A 16,760-nucleotide genomic window follows, 5' to 3' on the forward strand; every position below is an offset into this window, starting at 1 on the left:
GGCAAACGGAATAAAACTTCAAAAAAAAGGTTGACGGGAAACAACAGCCCTCGTAATATTCGCTCCGCATTCGGGGGGACCCACTCGGGAAACCCAGATGCAGGAAGCTGGAGCGGTAGTTCAGTTGGTTAGAATACCGGCCTGTCACGCCGGGGGTCGCGGGTTCGAGTCCCGTCCGCTCCGCCACTTCCTGAAATACAAATCACCGCTGCGGAGCGGTAGTTCAGTTGGTTAGAATACCGGCCTGTCACGCCGGGGGTCGCGGGTTCGAGTCCCGTCCGCTCCGCCATTTCATAAGTGCTTTTTGGAGTGTTGCGCGATGAGTAAGGTTTCGGCCTGCTTGACGTGTGGGGCTTGCTGCGCGTCCTATCGTGTTTCTTTTTACTGGGGTGAAGCCACTGGCGCACCTGCAGGTTATGTTCCGTCTGAACTGACAGAAAACTTTCATCCTCATCTGCTCTGTATGCAAGGTACCAACCAGGCAAACCCACGTTGTGTTGCGTTGGAGGGCGAAATCGGCAAACAGGTCGGATGCTCTATCTATGCCAATCGTCCCTCGCCTTGTCGAGAGTTTGCGGCCGGTGATGAAGCCGCTAATCCTTACTGCGATAAAGCGCGGCTAAAATATGGTCTGGCACCGCTTATCCCCGTCAAAGAAGTTGCATAATCCGTTCAATCGCAGTTTTTGCGCTACGAAAAGCTCTTGAGCCCTTGTCGGCCAAGAGTTACATTATGGAACGACTAAAACGAGCACTACCGGACAAGGTAGTGCGCTGAATAATCTACAGGGGAGTAAATTCCATGCGTAAGAGCCTGATCGCCGTCGCCATAGGTGCAGCGTTAACCGTAGCAGCCTGTGCTGATAAAGAAGCGGCGCAAGCAACCGACCAACAAGCTGAGCAACAAGTTCAGCAAGCCGAGCAGCAAACTGCTGCGGCAGAATTCAACCAAAGCAATCCTTTCTATGCAGAAAGCACGCTGCCTTTCCATGCACCCGACTTTACCAAAATCAAGTTTGAGCATTACGAGCCCGCCTTGTTAGCTGGTATGGAAGCCCATGCAGCTGAAATTGCCGAGATTGCCACGAACTCAGAGCCAGCTACGTTTGAAAATACCATTGTAGCGATGGAAAAATCGGGTGCTTTACTGGGCCGCGTAAGCGCTGTGTTCGGTAATGTTGCGGGTTCGGCAGGTAATGACGACTTCCGTGCCTTGCAAGTGAAAATGGCGCCGAAGTACGCGGCTCATAGTGACAATATTAGCCTTAATGCGGCTCTGTTCGCCCGGGTAAAAACTGTTTATGAGAATCGCGACCAGTTCGAAGGTGAGAAACTGCGCCTGATCGAAGACACTTATAAAGATTTCGTTCGCGCCGGTGCAAACCTGACTGAAGAACAAAAAGTTCGCATTCGTGAAATCAATTCAGAGCTGTCATCACTCACCACTGAGTTCCGTAACAACCTGATGACACTGGTTGATGAGAACATGATCGTAGTCGACGACAAAGCTCAGCTCACCGGTTTAAGTGAGTCACAGATTGCGAGTCTGGCCAAAGCCGCAGAAGCGAAAGACATGCCGGGCAAGTATGTGATCACTATTACTAACACGACGCGTCAGCCGATTCTGAGCTCGCTGGAGAACCGCGAGTTACGTGAAAAAGTCTGGCGCGCTTCAGCCGAGCGTGGCAGCGGCAACACAGCAACCGACAATCGTCCGCTGGTTAAACGTATGGCCCAGCTGCGCGCTGAAAAAGCACAGTTGTTAGGCTACGACAACTGGGGTGCTTATGTGCTTGAGCAAAGCATGGCGGCAACTCCTGAAGCAGCACAGCAAATGTTGCGTGACCTGGTGCCAGCGGTTGTAAGCAACGTTGAAGCAGAAATGGCTGAAATCCAGGCGCAAATCAGCAGCGAAGGCGGTGATTTTGAAGTGAAGCCCTGGGACTGGGCTTTCTATGCTGAGAAAGTACGCGCTGAAAAATACGCTCTGGATTCGAATGAAGTGAAGCAATACTTTGAATTCAACCGCGTCGTTGAAGACGGGGTGTTTTATGCGATGAACCAGCTGTTTGGCATTACCTTCGAGAAACGTGATGACATTCCGACTTACGCTGATGACATCGTGGTTTATGAAGTGAAAGACGTCAACGGCGAAAGCCTGGGCTTGTTCTACGGTGACTGGTTCACCCGTGACGGCAAGCGCGGTGGTGCCTGGATGAGCTCGTTTGTATCTCAGTCTCACTTGTTAGGCGACAAGCCGGTGATTTTAAACAACATGAACATCACCAAAGCGCCTGACGGTCAGCCGACATTACTGAGCTTCGACGAAGTGAGCACCATGTTCCACGAAATGGGCCACGCATTGCACGGTATGTTCTCAGACGTAACCTATCCATCGTTGGCCGGTACTTCAGTTTCTCGTGACTACGTTGAGTTCCCGTCAACCTTCCAGGAAGACTGGACGCTGAACCCGAAAGTTCTGGCAAATATGGCCAAGCACCACGAGACAGGTGAACAGATTCCTAAGGAACTGTTAGACAAAGTGATGGCTGCGAAAAACTTCAACATGGGTTATGACACCCTTGAGTACATTGCTGCGGCCCTGCTTGATCTCGAATACCACACGCTGACGCCAGACTCGGCAGCAGGTATTGCTGATGTGAACAGCTTTGAACAAGCGTCATTAACGCGCAATGGTGTGGCTGTTGAAGCGGTACCACCACGTTATCGCTCTAACTACTTTGCGCATGTATTTGCCGGCGGTTACTCAGCAGGTTATTACGCCTACATGTGGTCAGAAGTACTGGCTGCTGACGCCTTCAAATTTGTGCAGGAAAACGGTGGTTTGACGCTGGAAAATGGTCAGGCATTCCGTGACGCTATCTTGTCAAAAGGTAACAGCAAAGATCCGATGCAACAGTACATCGACTTCCGTGGTCAGAAACCAACGGTTGACGCATTACTTGAACGTCGTGGTCTGACAGCACCGAAAATTGACTAACGACTAACTGAAATTAATTTATGTAAAAGCCCGTCGCCTTCTGAGGCCGACGGGCTTTTTCGTTTAATGGCTCGCAGGTTCCGCCTGATTTATAAATAGAGCAATCAAAGCAATTGAGCCAAGATAAACAAAGGAGCCATCGAAGGAGGCGTCACCCAGCTCGGTCTGCCACATCTGAAAAAATGCGCCACCGAAGACCTGAAATAAGCCAAACCAGACGATGATGCCGACCCCAGCGCCGACTAAGGTCGTGTACTTAGCCTGTTGAAAGCCGGCTGCGGGTAGGTAACGGGCTTGAAACAAACGCCAGGAGCCTGTCAGTAGAATAATCCCGGCCAGGAGTTCCAGGGCTATGACCACGCTCAGAGCCAACCAGGTTAAGGTAGGGTGAGTAACGGCAAAGGCGAAGGTCTCAGGGTAATAAGTATGGTCCTGCATGCCGAGAACATAACTTAAAGCCGCATGTGCTCCGGCAAGATTTACGAGGTTTTGCAAAGCATAGGCAATGCACATAAGTCCTAATAACAGCGCTAATATAATTTTGATCCAGCGTAATGACATAGTGGGTTCCTGAACTGGGTAATGACCAGGTTGAGAGCATCAGTTGCTTAACTTTAGATAGGCGACCGGCGCACACATGTCAAAAATCAGCGCGCTAATAAATGCTGTGAATACTCAGATTCAAGTTACGCTGACTGGTCGATAGTGGGCTTTCTTGCTATACTTCGCGCCACTTTTCTCATCCTTTGCGAACCTAGTAAGGAATCACTATGGCGAATGATAATTCAAAGATTATTTACACGGAAACCGACGAAGCGCCGCGCTTAGCGACCTATTCGTTGTTGCCGATTATTCGTGCCTTTACCGACGCTGCTGGCGTTTCTGTTGAAACGCGTGATATTTCATTGGCAGGTCGCGTGATTGCCGTTTTCCCTGAATATCTGACTGAAGAACAGCGCATCAGTGATGCTCTGGCCGAGCTAGGTGAACTGGCGAAGACGCCAGAAGCAAATATTATCAAGCTGCCAAATATCAGTGCGTCGATTCCACAATTGACCGCCTGCATTAAAGAATTGCAGCAGCAAGGCTATAAACTGCCTGATTATCCGTTCGAGCCGGAAACCGACGAAGAGCGTGATATCAAAGCGCGTTACGACAAAGTCAAAGGCTCCGCGGTGAATCCCGTACTACGTGAAGGTAACTCAGATCGCCGTGCACCGGCCTCAGTGAAAAACTATGCGAAGAAACATCCGCATCGCATGGGCGCCTGGAGTGAAGATTCAAAAACCCGCGTCGCGCACATGGATGAAGGCGACTTCTATGGTAGTGAGCAGTCGACCACTTTTGAGCAGGCTGATGATCTGAAAATCGTACTGAACACCCCAGCCGGCCAGACGGTCTTGAAAGACTCGGTCAAAATTCTAGCCGGTGAGGTTGTCGATGCTGCGCGTATGGATGTGGCCAAGCTGCGTGACTTCTTCGCTCGCGAGACTGAGAAGGCAAAAGAAGAAGGCGTATTGCTGTCATTACACCTGAAAGCAACCATGATGAAGGTCTCTGATCCGATCATGTTCGGCCATGCAGTTAAGGTTTATTTCAAAGACCTGTTTAATAAGCATGCAGATCTTTTTAAAGACCTGGGTGTTGATGCGACCAACGGTTTTGGCGACGTGTTAGCGAAAATTTCTACATTACCTGCTGACAAGCGCGCTGAAATTGAAGCGGATATTCAGGCGGTTTATGAAAAACAACCTGATCTTGCAATGGTCAACTCGCATAAAGGCATTACCAATTTGCATGTCCCAAGTGATGTGATTATTGATGCCTCGATGCCGGCGATGATCCGTGACTCAGGTAAAATGTGGAACAAAAATGACGAGCGTCAGGACACCCGTGCAATGATCCCTGATCGTTGTTATGCCGGTGTCTATCAGGAAACGATCCGTTTCTGCCGCGAAAATGGCGCGTTTGACCCGGCGACCATGGGTACCTGCCCGAACGTCGGTTTGATGGCGCAAAAAGCTGAAGAATATGGCTCGCACGACAAAACCTTTGAGATTCCTGCTGACGGTACCGTAAAAGTACTGAACCAGGCGGGTGAAGAAGTGTTCTCGCATAATGTGCACAAGGGCGACATCTGGCGCATGTGTCAGGTGAAAGACGCACCGATTCGCGACTGGGTTAAACTGGCGGTCAATCGTTCACGTTTAAGCGGTATGCCAGCAGTATTCTGGTTAGATGAGAACCGTGCTCATGACGCGCAACTGATCGAGAAAGTGAAGACGTATCTGAAAGAGCATGACACTGACGGTCTCGATATCCAGATCATGGCACCGGTGGAAGCCACCCGTCATACTCTGCAGCGCATGAAAGCAGGAAAAGACACCATTTCGGTAACCGGTAACGTTTTACGTGACTATCTGACTGACTTGTTCCCGATTCTTGAACTAGGTACGTCAGCGAAAATGTTGTCAATTGTTCCACTGATGAATGGTGGTGGTTTATTTGAAACCGGCGCCGGCGGCTCAGCACCGAAGCACGTGCAGCAGTTTGTTTCAGAAAACTACCTGCGTTGGGACTCACTGGGTGAATTCCTGGCTCTGGCGGCTTCGCTTGAGCATATGGCGCAACGTACCGGTAATCAGCGCGCGCAAATTCTGGCTGATGCACTGGATAAAGCGACGGCTAAGTTCCTCGAGAACGATAAGTCGCCAGCGCGTAAACTGGGTGAAATTGACAACCGTGGTAGCCATTTCTATTTAGGTATGTACTGGGCAGAAGCACTTGCTGCGCAGGACGACGATGCGGAATTGGCGAAGCGCATGGCGAAACTCGCGATTTTCCTGAATGAAAATGAAGCCAAAATCGTCCGTGAGCTGAACGCGGTGCAAGGTGAGCCGGTAGAGATTGGCGGTTACTATCAGCCTGATGGTGAGCTTGTTTCTAAGGCGATGCGTCCTTCAGAAACTTTGAATGCCGCACTGGCAAATCTATAAGCCGTTTTTAAAGCAGAAAAAAAGCCGCAGCGATGCGGCTTTTTTTTGTTCAGCTGATAAGGCTAGCGCAGTAGTTTTAAGCTGGCCGGTTGCTCACCGGGAAGCTGATAACGAATGCGATTACGCCCCTCGCGCTTGGCCTGATAAAGAAGTTCGTCCACTTGCTTCACAGTGGTTTCCCAGTCGGGTGGGTTCGGACTTGCAGTAACCAGCGCAAAGCCGCCGCTCACAGTAATAGGTAGTGGTCCGGCGCTGGTATCGAAAGAGCGCTCGCCAATTTCCTGCAGCAATTTACCTGCGACCTTCAGCGCTTCGTCTGCCTGAACGTTCTCAAGTAGCAGCAAAAACTCCTCACCGCCCCAGCGTACTGCCAGGTCAGAACGGCGAAGGGCATTTTTCACCCGGCGGCCAAATTCAATCAGCACTTCATCACCGACGTTATGCCCGTGGCGGTCATTAATGGCTTTGAAATGGTCGATATCGAGAATAAGAACTGCATGATTGCCACTGTAAATGCGCTGATCACCGCGCAACAATTGGTCGTATATCGCACGTCGGTTGTACAGTCCGGTCAGTGGGTCACGTAGCGATTGTTGATGCAATTCTTGATTAGCTGAATTGAGTAAATTATTTAATTTGCGCGTTTTACGGTAACCAAATGCGAATAATAGGATCAGCAAAATTAATGAGCCAGCGGCCAGAACAAAAAACTGATACTGCCGTTTTTGCGCAGCCAGCTCCTTTTCGCGCAATTCGGCTTGTTGTTCCAGCAGTTTTATCTCGTATGACTTTTCCGCAGCCTGATAACGCACCTGCAATTCGCTGATTCGCTCGTTGCTCTCTTCCTCAGCCAGCTCGGCGGTCAGCTGAACTTGTTGATGCAATGTCTGCGCTTGTTTCTGATAGTCGCCGGCGACTTCATAGGCTTTGGCAATATGCGTCAGTAATATCGCCTTTTCGCGTTTTTGCGCAAAACTGTTAAACACCTCGGCGGCGGCAAGCATTTCGGCAATCCCTTGCTGATGTTGGCCTTGCAATACTTTGATATAGCCAAGATTAAACTCGGTCACTGAGCGTTCGTTAACATTATTAATGCGCTTGGCTACCGCCAGCCCCTGTTCCAGAAACTCCCGGGCCGCGTCCAGTTCATTCATCAGTAACTTTGCAGCGCCGGCGTTATTGAATGCGAGCATTTCAACGCGTGGGTTATTCATATCGCGGCCTGCCTCAGCGGCGGCGACAAAAGCCGCAACAATTTCATCAGAGGGACCCTGGTCGTATTGTTGTGAGTACGCGCGAATCAGATAGAGATCGGGCAGATGGTGCGTAATTCCTGAGCGCTTTGCATCAGCAATGGCTTGTTCAGCGGTGCTCGCCGAAGCCTGCCAGCGGCCCAGGTTCGCCTGAATGCGAGCTAAGTGTAAATTAAGAAACTGGCGGCGGCGTTGCTGTCCCGAGGCCTCTGTTTGCGGAACCAATGCCTGCGCGGCAAGCAAAAACTCGAGCGCTTCTGAAAACTCGCCATTCTGCTGCAAGGCACGGGCGATAAAATGATTGGCAGTATAACGCACCCGCGGTTGCGTCACGGTGTGCAACAAGTCAGTCAAATGGCGCGCATGCTTTAACGCTGCCTCGAAATCGGCGGCAGCAAAATGGGCTTCGCCGAGCATGACCCGGGCTTCAGCGATAGCATTGCTGTTATCTGACTTTTCGGCAATGGTTTGTACTTCGTTGGCAATGGCCATTGCTGCGGACATTTTTTGCTCATGGGCCAGTGCGACGACCTGATAAGCATGCGCCCGGACGAAAGTCTCTACCGGCGTGTTGATATCGACGGTACGCAGCAACTGGCGTAACGCCTCACGATCACTGGGGTAAAGGTCACTATCGAGGAGCTGGTCCAGTTGTGTTTCTAACGCGGGATCACGCTGCGGAATTTGTACCTCAGCGGCAATATGCGGTTCGCTGGCAAACACTGGCGTCGCAGTCGGCGGGGCGCTGGCTTGTGTCGGGGCGATGAGCAGCGTCGCTGTGATTAACGCTGAGGTAAGGGGGAGTTTACGGCGTAATGCAAAGCACATGTCGATGAATGTCTACTGGTTGAGAATTAAACAATAACCTCATTGGATCGGCCTGTCTAGCGCCCTGAGGCTTCCTTTTTCGCTTTTTTTATTTGTAGTTATGTAGCTGTGGCCTGGCGAAAAAAACTCATAATATCGTCAAGATAACGCGCAAAGCCGACAAAGCCATGATCGCCGCCTGGCTCTATAGTTTGTCGCGCCTCGGGTAAGGCTTCGACGGCTTCGCGATAATCCAATAGCTCATCGGCGGTCTGTGCCAGCAGCCAGCACTGGCTGGCATTCAGTGGCGAAGGGTAAGCTGGCTCAGTTTGTTCTAAGGTTGCAAGATAACTTTCCTGCCATTCGTAAGTGCTGTTATCAAAATAGTTGACTGCACGGCCTAAGGCCCGGCGTAGCGACGAACCAGCGTGCATCGACGGATTTATCAGCACCACCGGCAGGTCATATTTTAACGCCAGTATGTGGGCATAAAAGCCACCTAATGATGAGCCCATCAGACACAGACGTGGCGCTGGTGTCAGCGCGCCAAGCTGTTCGATGAGCTCCTCAAGAGTTTGCAAAGCCAAAGTGGGGATATGTGATAGTGATGGTGCCAGAAACCGCACTTCATGCTGCCGACAATAGCTACGCATGGCCTGAGCTTTGCTGCCAAAACCATTTGAGCCAAAGCCATGGATAAAAATAATAAAAGGCGTATGGGTTGTCTTACTCACTGGCAAGCGCCTTTAACACATCACGGGTAAAGTCATGTTCGTTAAAGCCCGGTTCGCCGGCAAGATCGTAACCACGACGGACAATGACCAGGTTTTCACTGGGAATAATCAGCAGAAACTGCCCCCGGTTGCCGCGTGCGGCAATGGTATCGTTGGGCAGCTCGGGAAAACGCTCATTATAAAGCCACCACTGCGCGCCGTAAGCCGGTGCATTCTCAGGCGGCTGTGCCGGGGCTGGGGTGCTGATGTACGTCAGCCAGTCACTGGGGAGCACCTGTTCACCGTACCATTCACCACGGTTAAGATGCAGCACTCCCAGCCGGCCAAGATCGCGGGCAGTGGTCCACACTTGCGAGGAAAGAATAAAGTCACCTTGCCAGTCGGTTTCCAGATACGTGTGCTGCATGCCAATCTTGTCCAGCAGCGCCTGATACGGAAACTGCAGGTAGCCGTCGAGGGTCGCGAAGCGCTCGCGCAACGTACGTAAGGCCAGTAACGTGTCATTATTGGCATACTTCCAGCGACTGCCGGGGGCTACTTCTAATGCCGTTTCGGTGGCTGTATCGCTGACTAGTCCACCCCCCATGTATACCCGGTCGGTACGGTTGCCCGCCTTATTACTGTCCAGGCCAGAGGCCATATGTAACAGATGCTCCAGGGTAATCTGGCGGCGCGGATCAAGCGGATGGGACCAGTTGGCGAGTTGGGCCGGCGCCTCAGTCTCAACCAGACGTTGCCAGACTGCCGCGCCAATAACACTGGCGCCGATACTTTTGGCGACCGACCAGGTACGTTGTGGTGTTACGGCGGTGAACCCTGGTTGATAACGTTCTGCTAAAATATGCTCAGGGGTGGCGATAAACACCGCGGAGGTGCGCGTACCACTGCCATACTTTTTAGTAAATGCCTGCGCCACCACTTCATTTAATGCTTGCTGCTGTGAGGAAGTCATTGTCGCGGGTTGCTGATCAGACCAGGGTTGGCCATTATCCGCGCCCGGGGCAATTGCACCGGCAAAAGGGTTGGCAAGATGCACGCGATCGGCAAGGGTGGCACCTACCGGTAAGTCGACGCAGCCAAGCCTGGGGCGCCAGACACTGATGCGCGCCCGTTGACCGTTATCGTAGCTGACCCGAACCCACTGCTCTTCACGATTGATTTCCGGCTCCAGCGCATTAACTCGCTCGGCGATGAGAGGATAAATACCAGTCAGCTCATCGCGGCGAATGGCATCCATTTCCTTTTTGCCGTTAAAAACTGCGCTACAGGTAAAGCCAGCTAAATAACCGGCAGCATAAGCATTGAGTGTTGCTTCTGTCTCCTCCGCTGCATAGCCGGGAGACGTACCGGCAAGTAGGGCGCCAGCCATCAGGCTCAGCGAAAAAGCAGAATTCAGCAAAGGGCGCATAACAGTCACCTAATCAGTATCATTGGCAGATAAACTGATTTTAAGTACCTCGGTCTGATTGGTCACGTAAAGTACCCGGTTGTCTGTCTCAACCAGTGCCACGTTGGCCGTAAAGTCGGGTAATTCAATCAGTTCCAGTAACTTGCCCTGCGCTGAGTAAGCATAAATGCCCTGCGGACCGGCGACATACAGGGTGCCGTCCTGCGCCACTGCCATGCCATCCATTCCTTGCTCATAGGTGCCTTCAAGTTCGGCGAATAAACGCTTGTTCGCTACCCCTTCAGGGGTTACATCATAAGCGAAGATCTGCCACTGATAAGCATCTGTGACATACAGCGTTGTCGCGTCGGGACTTAAAATAATGCCATTAGGCCTTGCCAGCGCGTCATCGAGCACTATCAGTTCGCCAGCGTTGCTGATTTTAAAAACACCGGCAAAGTCGAGTTCCTGTTCCTCTTCACTTACCGCAAAAGGCGGGTCGGTGAAGTAAATTGCGCCGTTGTCAGCCACCACTAAATCATTGGGGCTATTGAGCCGTTTGCCCTGGAAATGACTGGCAAGACTGGTTTGCGTACCATCGCTATTTAGACGCGCAATGCGCCGCGCCTGATGTTGCGCCATCAGCAGCCGATTCTGCGTGTCGAGGGCAAGCCCATTCGCACCACTTGAGGGACGTACAGCAATACTGCTGCCGCGCTCTGGGTGCCAGCGGTAAATGGTTGACGTTGGAATATCGGAGAACCAAAGCTCGCCGTCATGCCATAACGGACCTTCGGTGAAAGAATGCCCGTCACTAATCACCTCAATGTCGTGTGCGGCAGTTGTGGCGCTGGCGACGAACATAGCGCAGCTGACCAAGCTAATAAGAACCCATTGCATTATCTAATACCTCCTCAGTAACTGCCTGACAGCTTAGCTGATTGCGGCAAAAAAGACATAAGAAGAACCACATTCAGGCATGACATCGACCGCCGCATACGGCACAATACAGCGATAGACTCACCCTAACAAAATGCTAAAGTGCGCATGACGGAAATAGCTCAGAATACAGCTCCGCAATTCATCCACCTGCGGGTACACAGTGACTTTTCAATGATTGACGGCCTCGCCAAGGTTGGTCCTATTTGTGAGTCCACTGCCGCGCAGGGCATGCCAGCGTTAGCATTGACCGACCAGATGAACATGTGTGGCCTGGTACGTTTTTATCGGACAACCCATGGCAAAGGGCTCAAACCCATTGTCGGTTGCGATCTCTGGGTATTGCCGGCTGGCTGGAGCAGCGACAGCCAGGAGGCGCCGTTTCGTCTGACGGCGCTGGCAATGAATAATGAGGGTTATCAGCAGCTGACTCAGTTGATTAGTCGCGGTTACCTCGCCGGCCATCGTGCCGGACGTCCTTGCGTAAATAAAGAGTGGCTGGCCGAGCACAGCGAAGGTGTATTGTTATTGAGCGGTGGGCGCGAGGGCGATGTCGGCCGCAAGTTGCTGCAAAATCGTAAAGCTGAAGCCGAAGCTGAACTGGCATTTTACCAACAGCATTTTGCCGATCGTTTTTATCTGGAATTGTTGCGCACGGGGCGGCCGCAGGAAAATGATTATTTACATGCTGCAGTGGCGCTGGCAGCCGAACAACAGATTCCTGTGGTGGCGACGAATGAGGTAGTCTTCCTCAAGCCTGATGATTTCCACGCTCATGAAGTGCGCGTCGCCGTCGCTGATGGTTACACTCTGGACGATAAGCGCCGGCCAAAGAAATACAGCCGTGAACAATATTTGAAAAGTCCGACCGAGATGGCTGAACTATTTGCGGATATTCCTGAAGCGCTGGCGAATACTGTCGAAATTGCGAAACGCTGTAATGTGACCATTACGCTGGACAAATATGTACTACCGGAATTTCCCACCGGCGGTATGACGCCTGAAGACTTTCTGGTGAAGAAGTCAAGAGAAGGTCTGGAAGAGCGGCTACAGCATCTTTTCCCGGATAACGACGAGCGCGAGAAGCAGCGCCAGGCCTACGATGAGCGTCTGCAGATTGAGCTTGATGTTATTAACCAGATGGGCTTTCCGGGTTACTTCCTGATCGTCATGGAGTTTATTCAGTGGTCCAAAGACAATGGTATTCCGGTCGGTCCGGGGCGAGGCTCCGGTGCTGGCTCGTTGGTCGCTTACGCGCTGAAAATTACCGATCTCGATCCGCTTGAACTCGATCTGCTATTTGAGCGCTTCCTTAACCCAGAGCGGGTGTCCATGCCCGATTTTGATATCGACTTTTGCATGGAACGTCGTGACGAAGTGATTGAGCACGTCGCTGAGCTTTATGGTCGCGAAGCGGTATCGCAGATCATCACCTTTGGCACGATGGCGGCGAAGGCTTCGATTCGCGACGTAGGCCGGGTTTTAGGGCACCCCTATGGCTTTGTCGACAAAATCACCAAACTGGTACCGGGTGACCCGGGCATGACCCTGGCGAAAGCCTTTGAGATTGAGCCGCGATTGCCCGAAATGTACGGTCAGGACGAAGACGTGCGTGACCTTATAGATATGGCGCGCATTCTGGAAGGGGTGACACGTAATGCCGGTAAACATGCCGGGGGCGTCGTCATTGCACCGGAAAAGATTACCGATTTTTCGCCTTTGTACTGTGATGAAGAGGGCAAGCAGCCAGTTACTCAATTCGATAAAAATGACGTTGAGGCGGCGGGTCTTGTTAAGTTCGACTTTCTTGGTTTGCGTACCCTGACCATTATTCAGTGGGCGCTGGATATGGTTAACGCAAAACGTCAGCGCCGTGGCGAAACGCCGGTCGTGATTGAAAAGATCCCGCTTAATGATCCACGCTGTTTCACGTTGTTGAAAAAGGCGCAGACCACCGCCGTTTTCCAGCTTGAATCAGGCGGCATGAAACAACTGATCAAAAAGCTCTTACCCGATAGCTTTGAAGACATTATCGCCTTGGTGGCTCTGTTCCGTCCGGGTCCGCTACAGTCGGGCATGGTTGATAACTTTATTGATCGTAAGCACGGCCGCGAACAGATCTCTTACCCGGATAAAGATTATCAGCACGAGCTATTGCAGCCGATTCTGGAACCGACGTATGGCGTTATCCTGTATCAGGAACAGGTCATGCAGATCGCTCAGGTGTTGGCCGGCTACTCGCTCGGTGGCGCCGATCTATTACGTCGGGCGATGGGTAAAAAGAAGCCGGAAGAAATGGCAAAGCAGCGCGAGGTTTTCGCTGAAGGCGCGAAGAATAACGGTATCGATCCCGACCTGGCGATGAAAATCTTTGATCTGGTAGAAAAATTTGCCGGTTACGGTTTTAACAAGTCACACTCCGCTGCCTACGCGTTGGTCTCGTATCAGACCTTATGGATGAAAACCCATTATCCGGCAGAATTTATGGCGGCTGTGATGTCCGCCGATATGGATAATACCGATAAAATTGTCACACTGGTGGACGAATGTGAGCAGATGGGGCTGAAATTAATGCCACCGGATGTCAATGTCGGCCAGTACAGATTTACTGTCGATGATAATGGCCATGTGGTGTATGGCATTGGTGCCATCAAAGGGGTGGGCGAAGGCCCGATTGAAGCGATTCTGGCAGCGCGCAACAGTGAGGGGCCCTTTACTGATCTGTTCGACTTCTGCTGCCGCGTCGACTTGAAAAAACTCAACCGCCGGGTGCTGGAAAAGCTGATTCGCGCTGGCGCCATGGACTCACTGGGGCCGCATCGCGCGGCACTCATGGCAACCCTTGAAAAGGCGATGCGTCAAGCCGAGCAACATGCGCGCGCTGAAGAAATCGGACAGAGCGACTTGTTCGGTGTTCTTACCAGCGCCAATGATACCGAAACCATTGAACACGAATTTGAACAAGTACCACAATGGCCAGAGGCGATATGGCTTGACGGCGAACGGGAAACGCTTGGGCTATACTTGACGGGGCACCCGATCAATCGTTACCGGGCGGAACTGCGCAACTATGTGCCCTGTAATCTGAGCGATGTGCGCCCGACCGGCCGTGATCAAATGACCACAGTTGCCGGCTTAGTGATTGATATGCGGGTTATGATGAACAAGAAGGGCGCGCGCTGGGCGATTGTCACCTTAGATGACAAAACGGCCCGCTTTGATGTACGCTTTTTTGCACAAGACTATGAAACTTACGAGCATTTGCTGGCAAAAGACCAGATTTTGGTGATTAAAGGAGAGGTCAGCTTTGATGAATACTCGGGGGGCAATACAATGACCGCTCGAGAAGTCATGACCATCACCGGAATGCGCGAACAATACGCCAAGGGCGTGCGCCTCACGGTGCGACCAGAGCACCTGGAAGGCAATGGCATGAAACGTCTGGTGCAGACGCTGACCGCTTATAAAGGTGGCGCGTGTCCGCTGCTGTTTGATTATCAGCGTCCAGATGTAAAAGCCAGTTATCAGACCGCAACCGAGTGGTTCATAACGCCGGAAGACGATTTACTTTATGAGCTGGAGCAGCAGCTCGGGCCAAAACAGGTGGCATTAGAATTTTGATCCGCAAGGGCAGGTAAAGCCGTTGTGAACGGGAGTCCAAATGAATTTGCAATTTTTAGAGTTCGAAAAACCGATTGCTGAGCTACAAGCGCAAATTGATGAGCTTAAAGCGGTCGGCGCGAAAGGCGACTTTGATATTTCCATTGAAGAAGAAGTTGCCAGGTTGCAGGAAAAACGCGAGCAACTGATTGAGAAGATCTTCGGCGATCTCGGCGCCTGGCAAGTTGCGCAAATGGCGCGTCATCCACTACGCCCTTATACACTTGATTATATTGAGCATATTTTTACCGACTTTGATGAGCTGGCCGGCGATCGGGCCTTCGCCGATGACCGGGCCATCGTCGGTGGTACTGCACGTCTTGACGATCAGCCGGTGATGATTATCGGTCATCAGAAAGGGCGTGAGACCAAAGAAAAAATTCGCCGTAACTTCGGCATGCCTAAACCAGAGGGTTATCGCAAAGCTCTGCGGCTCATGGAAATGGCCGAGCGCTTTAAGATGCCGATTATTACCTTTATTGATACCCCGGGCGCTTACCCGGGCATTGGCGCGGAAGAACGTGGTCAGTCAGAGGCCATTGCCCGCAACCTGAAAGTGATGGCGCGTCTGAATGTGCCGATTGTCTGTACCGTCATTGGTGAGGGTGGTTCTGGTGGTGCATTGGCCATCGGGGTCGGCGATCGGGTCAACATGCTGCAATACTCAACCTATTCGGTTATTTCGCCGGAGGGTTGTGCATCTATTTTATGGAAAAGCGCCGAAAAAGCTTCGATTGCCGCTGAGGCAATGGGCGTGACTGCTGACCGCAGCCTGGAACTGGGTCTTATTGACAGCATTATTGAAGAGCCGCTAGGCGGCGCGCATCGCGATCACAGCTCCATGGCACAACGTCTGAAGCAGCAACTGCTGAAAGATCTCAGCGCCCTGAAAGGTCTGGATCGGACGGCATTGCTCGAGCAGCGATATCAGAAACTCATGTCCTTTGGCTATTGCTAAAGCCGACAGTTTGCAAACCTTGTGAGCGCCGATTACCGCGATTTATATGACGATTTTGCCGCAGCTCTGGCCGCGCTGGAGCTACGGCCGCAACAACAACTTGTTGCGTGTCTGGGGGGCGGCGCGGACTCACAGACTATCCTCGATTTACTTGATCGCTGGCGGACCGACTACCCGGATTACCAGTATTTAGCGATTCATCTTGATCATCAGTTTCATCCTGATTCGGCTGCCTGGGCTGCTAGCTTACAGGAGGATTGTGCGCGCCGGCAGTTTCCGATGCACTGCGAGGTGCTAGCGGTGGCACAAGGCCCGCGCATCAGCAAAGAAGCGGCCGGGCGCAGTGCGCGCTATCAGCGCTTAAGTGAACTGGCCGAGCCGGACGCAATTATGTTGTTAGGCCAGCATCGAAATGATCAGATTGAAACCTTCCTGTTACAGTTAAAACGTGGCTCAGGGCCCAAAGGCCTGGCAGCGATGGCACAAACTATTGGTAGCGATGCGCCCCAGCGCCCGGGCCGGCAAACCTGGCTACGGCCGTTACTGAACGTCAGCAAGGCCAGCATCTATGCCTATGCCAGAGAGCATCAGTTACATTGGATTGAAGACGATACCAACTTTGATACCAGCATCGATCGTAATTATTTACGTCACGAAGTGGTGCCGAAGCTGGAACAGCGCTGGCCGCATTTTGGCGCCGCGGTGCTACGCAGCGCACAGCTTTGTGCAGAGCAGCAACAGGTACTGGACGAATTACTCGGCAAACAGTTAAGACAGGCGATGAATGCGACGGGAGAATTAGCCGTCGGCGCACTACAACCCCACTCGCAAAGTACGCAACGGGCGTTGCTAAGGGCGTGGTTGCAGCATCAGGGCGCGAGCATGCCGTCCTACGCACAGCTCGAGCAGCTCCGCAAACAAATGCTACTGACGGGTAATGACCGGCAGCCACAAGTGGCATGGGGCGACTACAAAGTCGTGCGTACGCGTCAGCGTACGTTGCAATTATTGCAGCGGTTTTAGGGA

The 16,760-nt window shown here is 52.1% G+C and carries 11 protein-coding genes and 2 tRNA genes; 8 read left to right on the forward strand and 5 right to left on the reverse strand.

The window, feature by feature from the left end; translation table 11 throughout:
- Positions 1 to 109: 109 nt before the first annotated feature.
- From CWI71_RS06970 to CWI71_RS06985, 4 genes are all read left to right on the forward strand, one after another.
- Positions 110 to 186: transfer RNA gene (locus CWI71_RS06970), tRNA-Asp, on the forward strand.
- Between the two features lie 26 nt (positions 187 to 212).
- Positions 213 to 289, forward strand: a tRNA-Asp gene (locus CWI71_RS06975).
- A 30-nt stretch (positions 290 to 319) separates the two neighbouring features.
- Positions 320 to 667: a YkgJ family cysteine cluster protein gene (locus CWI71_RS06980; protein WP_126754539.1), complete on the forward strand. Its 348-nt coding sequence runs from the start codon at positions 320 to 322 to the stop codon at positions 665 to 667.
- A 134-nt stretch (positions 668 to 801) separates the two neighbouring features.
- Positions 802 to 3,000: a M3 family metallopeptidase gene (locus CWI71_RS06985; RefSeq protein ID WP_126754540.1), complete on the forward strand. Its 2,199-nt coding sequence runs from the start codon at positions 802 to 804 to the stop codon at positions 2,998 to 3,000.
- A 63-nt stretch (positions 3,001 to 3,063) separates the two neighbouring features.
- On the opposite strand, the gene CWI71_RS06990 is transcribed toward CWI71_RS06985, so the two are convergent.
- Entirely contained in the window at positions 3,064 to 3,561 is a 498-nt protein-coding gene (locus tag CWI71_RS06990) for a DUF2165 family protein (RefSeq protein ID WP_126754541.1), read from the reverse strand.
- Positions 3,562 to 3,770: 209 nt separating this feature from the next.
- Between CWI71_RS06990 and CWI71_RS06995 the strand changes: the two genes are divergently transcribed.
- Positions 3,771 to 5,996, forward strand: a complete 2,226-nt coding sequence (locus CWI71_RS06995) for an NADP-dependent isocitrate dehydrogenase (protein ID WP_126754542.1) — start codon at positions 3,771 to 3,773, stop codon at positions 5,994 to 5,996.
- A 62-nt stretch (positions 5,997 to 6,058) separates the two neighbouring features.
- Here CWI71_RS06995 and CWI71_RS07000 read toward each other — a convergent pair whose 3' ends face one another.
- The 4 genes from CWI71_RS07000 to CWI71_RS07015 form a co-directional block, all read right to left on the reverse strand.
- The gene (locus CWI71_RS07000) at positions 6,059 to 8,077 is read right to left on the reverse strand and encodes a GGDEF domain-containing protein (RefSeq protein WP_126754543.1); all 2,019 of its coding nucleotides are present in this window, start codon (positions 8,075 to 8,077) and stop codon (positions 6,059 to 6,061) included.
- A 98-nt stretch (positions 8,078 to 8,175) separates the two neighbouring features.
- On the reverse strand, positions 8,176 to 8,790 hold the full coding sequence (locus CWI71_RS07005) for a YqiA/YcfP family alpha/beta fold hydrolase (RefSeq protein WP_198678754.1): 615 nt from the start codon (positions 8,788 to 8,790) through the stop codon (positions 8,176 to 8,178).
- Positions 8,783 to 10,198, reverse strand: a complete 1,416-nt coding sequence (locus CWI71_RS07010; RefSeq protein WP_126754544.1) for a serine hydrolase domain-containing protein — start codon at positions 10,196 to 10,198, stop codon at positions 8,783 to 8,785. The genes CWI71_RS07005 and CWI71_RS07010 overlap by 8 nt, the downstream gene beginning before the upstream one ends.
- A gap of 9 nt (positions 10,199 to 10,207) precedes the next feature.
- Entirely contained in the window at positions 10,208 to 11,077 is an 870-nt protein-coding gene (locus tag CWI71_RS07015; protein WP_126754545.1) for an SMP-30/gluconolactonase/LRE family protein, read from the reverse strand.
- 147 nt (positions 11,078 to 11,224) lie between these two features.
- Here CWI71_RS07015 and dnaE point away from each other — a divergent pair, with 147 nt between their 5' ends.
- The 3 genes from dnaE to tilS are packed head-to-tail and all read left to right on the forward strand — an operon-like array spanning position 11,225 to position 16,757.
- Entirely contained in the window at positions 11,225 to 14,737 is a 3,513-nt protein-coding gene (gene dnaE, locus CWI71_RS07020; RefSeq protein ID WP_126754546.1) for a DNA polymerase III subunit alpha, read from the forward strand.
- 40 nt (positions 14,738 to 14,777) lie between these two features.
- Positions 14,778 to 15,734 (forward strand): acetyl-CoA carboxylase carboxyl transferase subunit alpha, encoded by a 957-nt coding sequence (gene accA, locus CWI71_RS07025; RefSeq protein ID WP_126754547.1) that lies wholly within the window; start codon positions 14,778 to 14,780, stop codon positions 15,732 to 15,734.
- Positions 15,735 to 15,755: 21 nt separating this feature from the next.
- A complete protein-coding gene (tilS, locus tag CWI71_RS07030; protein WP_126754548.1) occupies positions 15,756 to 16,757 on the forward strand; it encodes a tRNA lysidine(34) synthetase TilS in 1,002 nt (333 codons plus the stop codon).
- Positions 16,758 to 16,760: the final 3 nt, after the last annotated feature.

It is taken from the genome of Pseudidiomarina insulisalsae, assembly GCF_003987065.1.
GTDB classification, from domain to species: Bacteria; Pseudomonadota; Gammaproteobacteria; order Enterobacterales; family Alteromonadaceae; genus Pseudidiomarina; species Pseudidiomarina insulisalsae.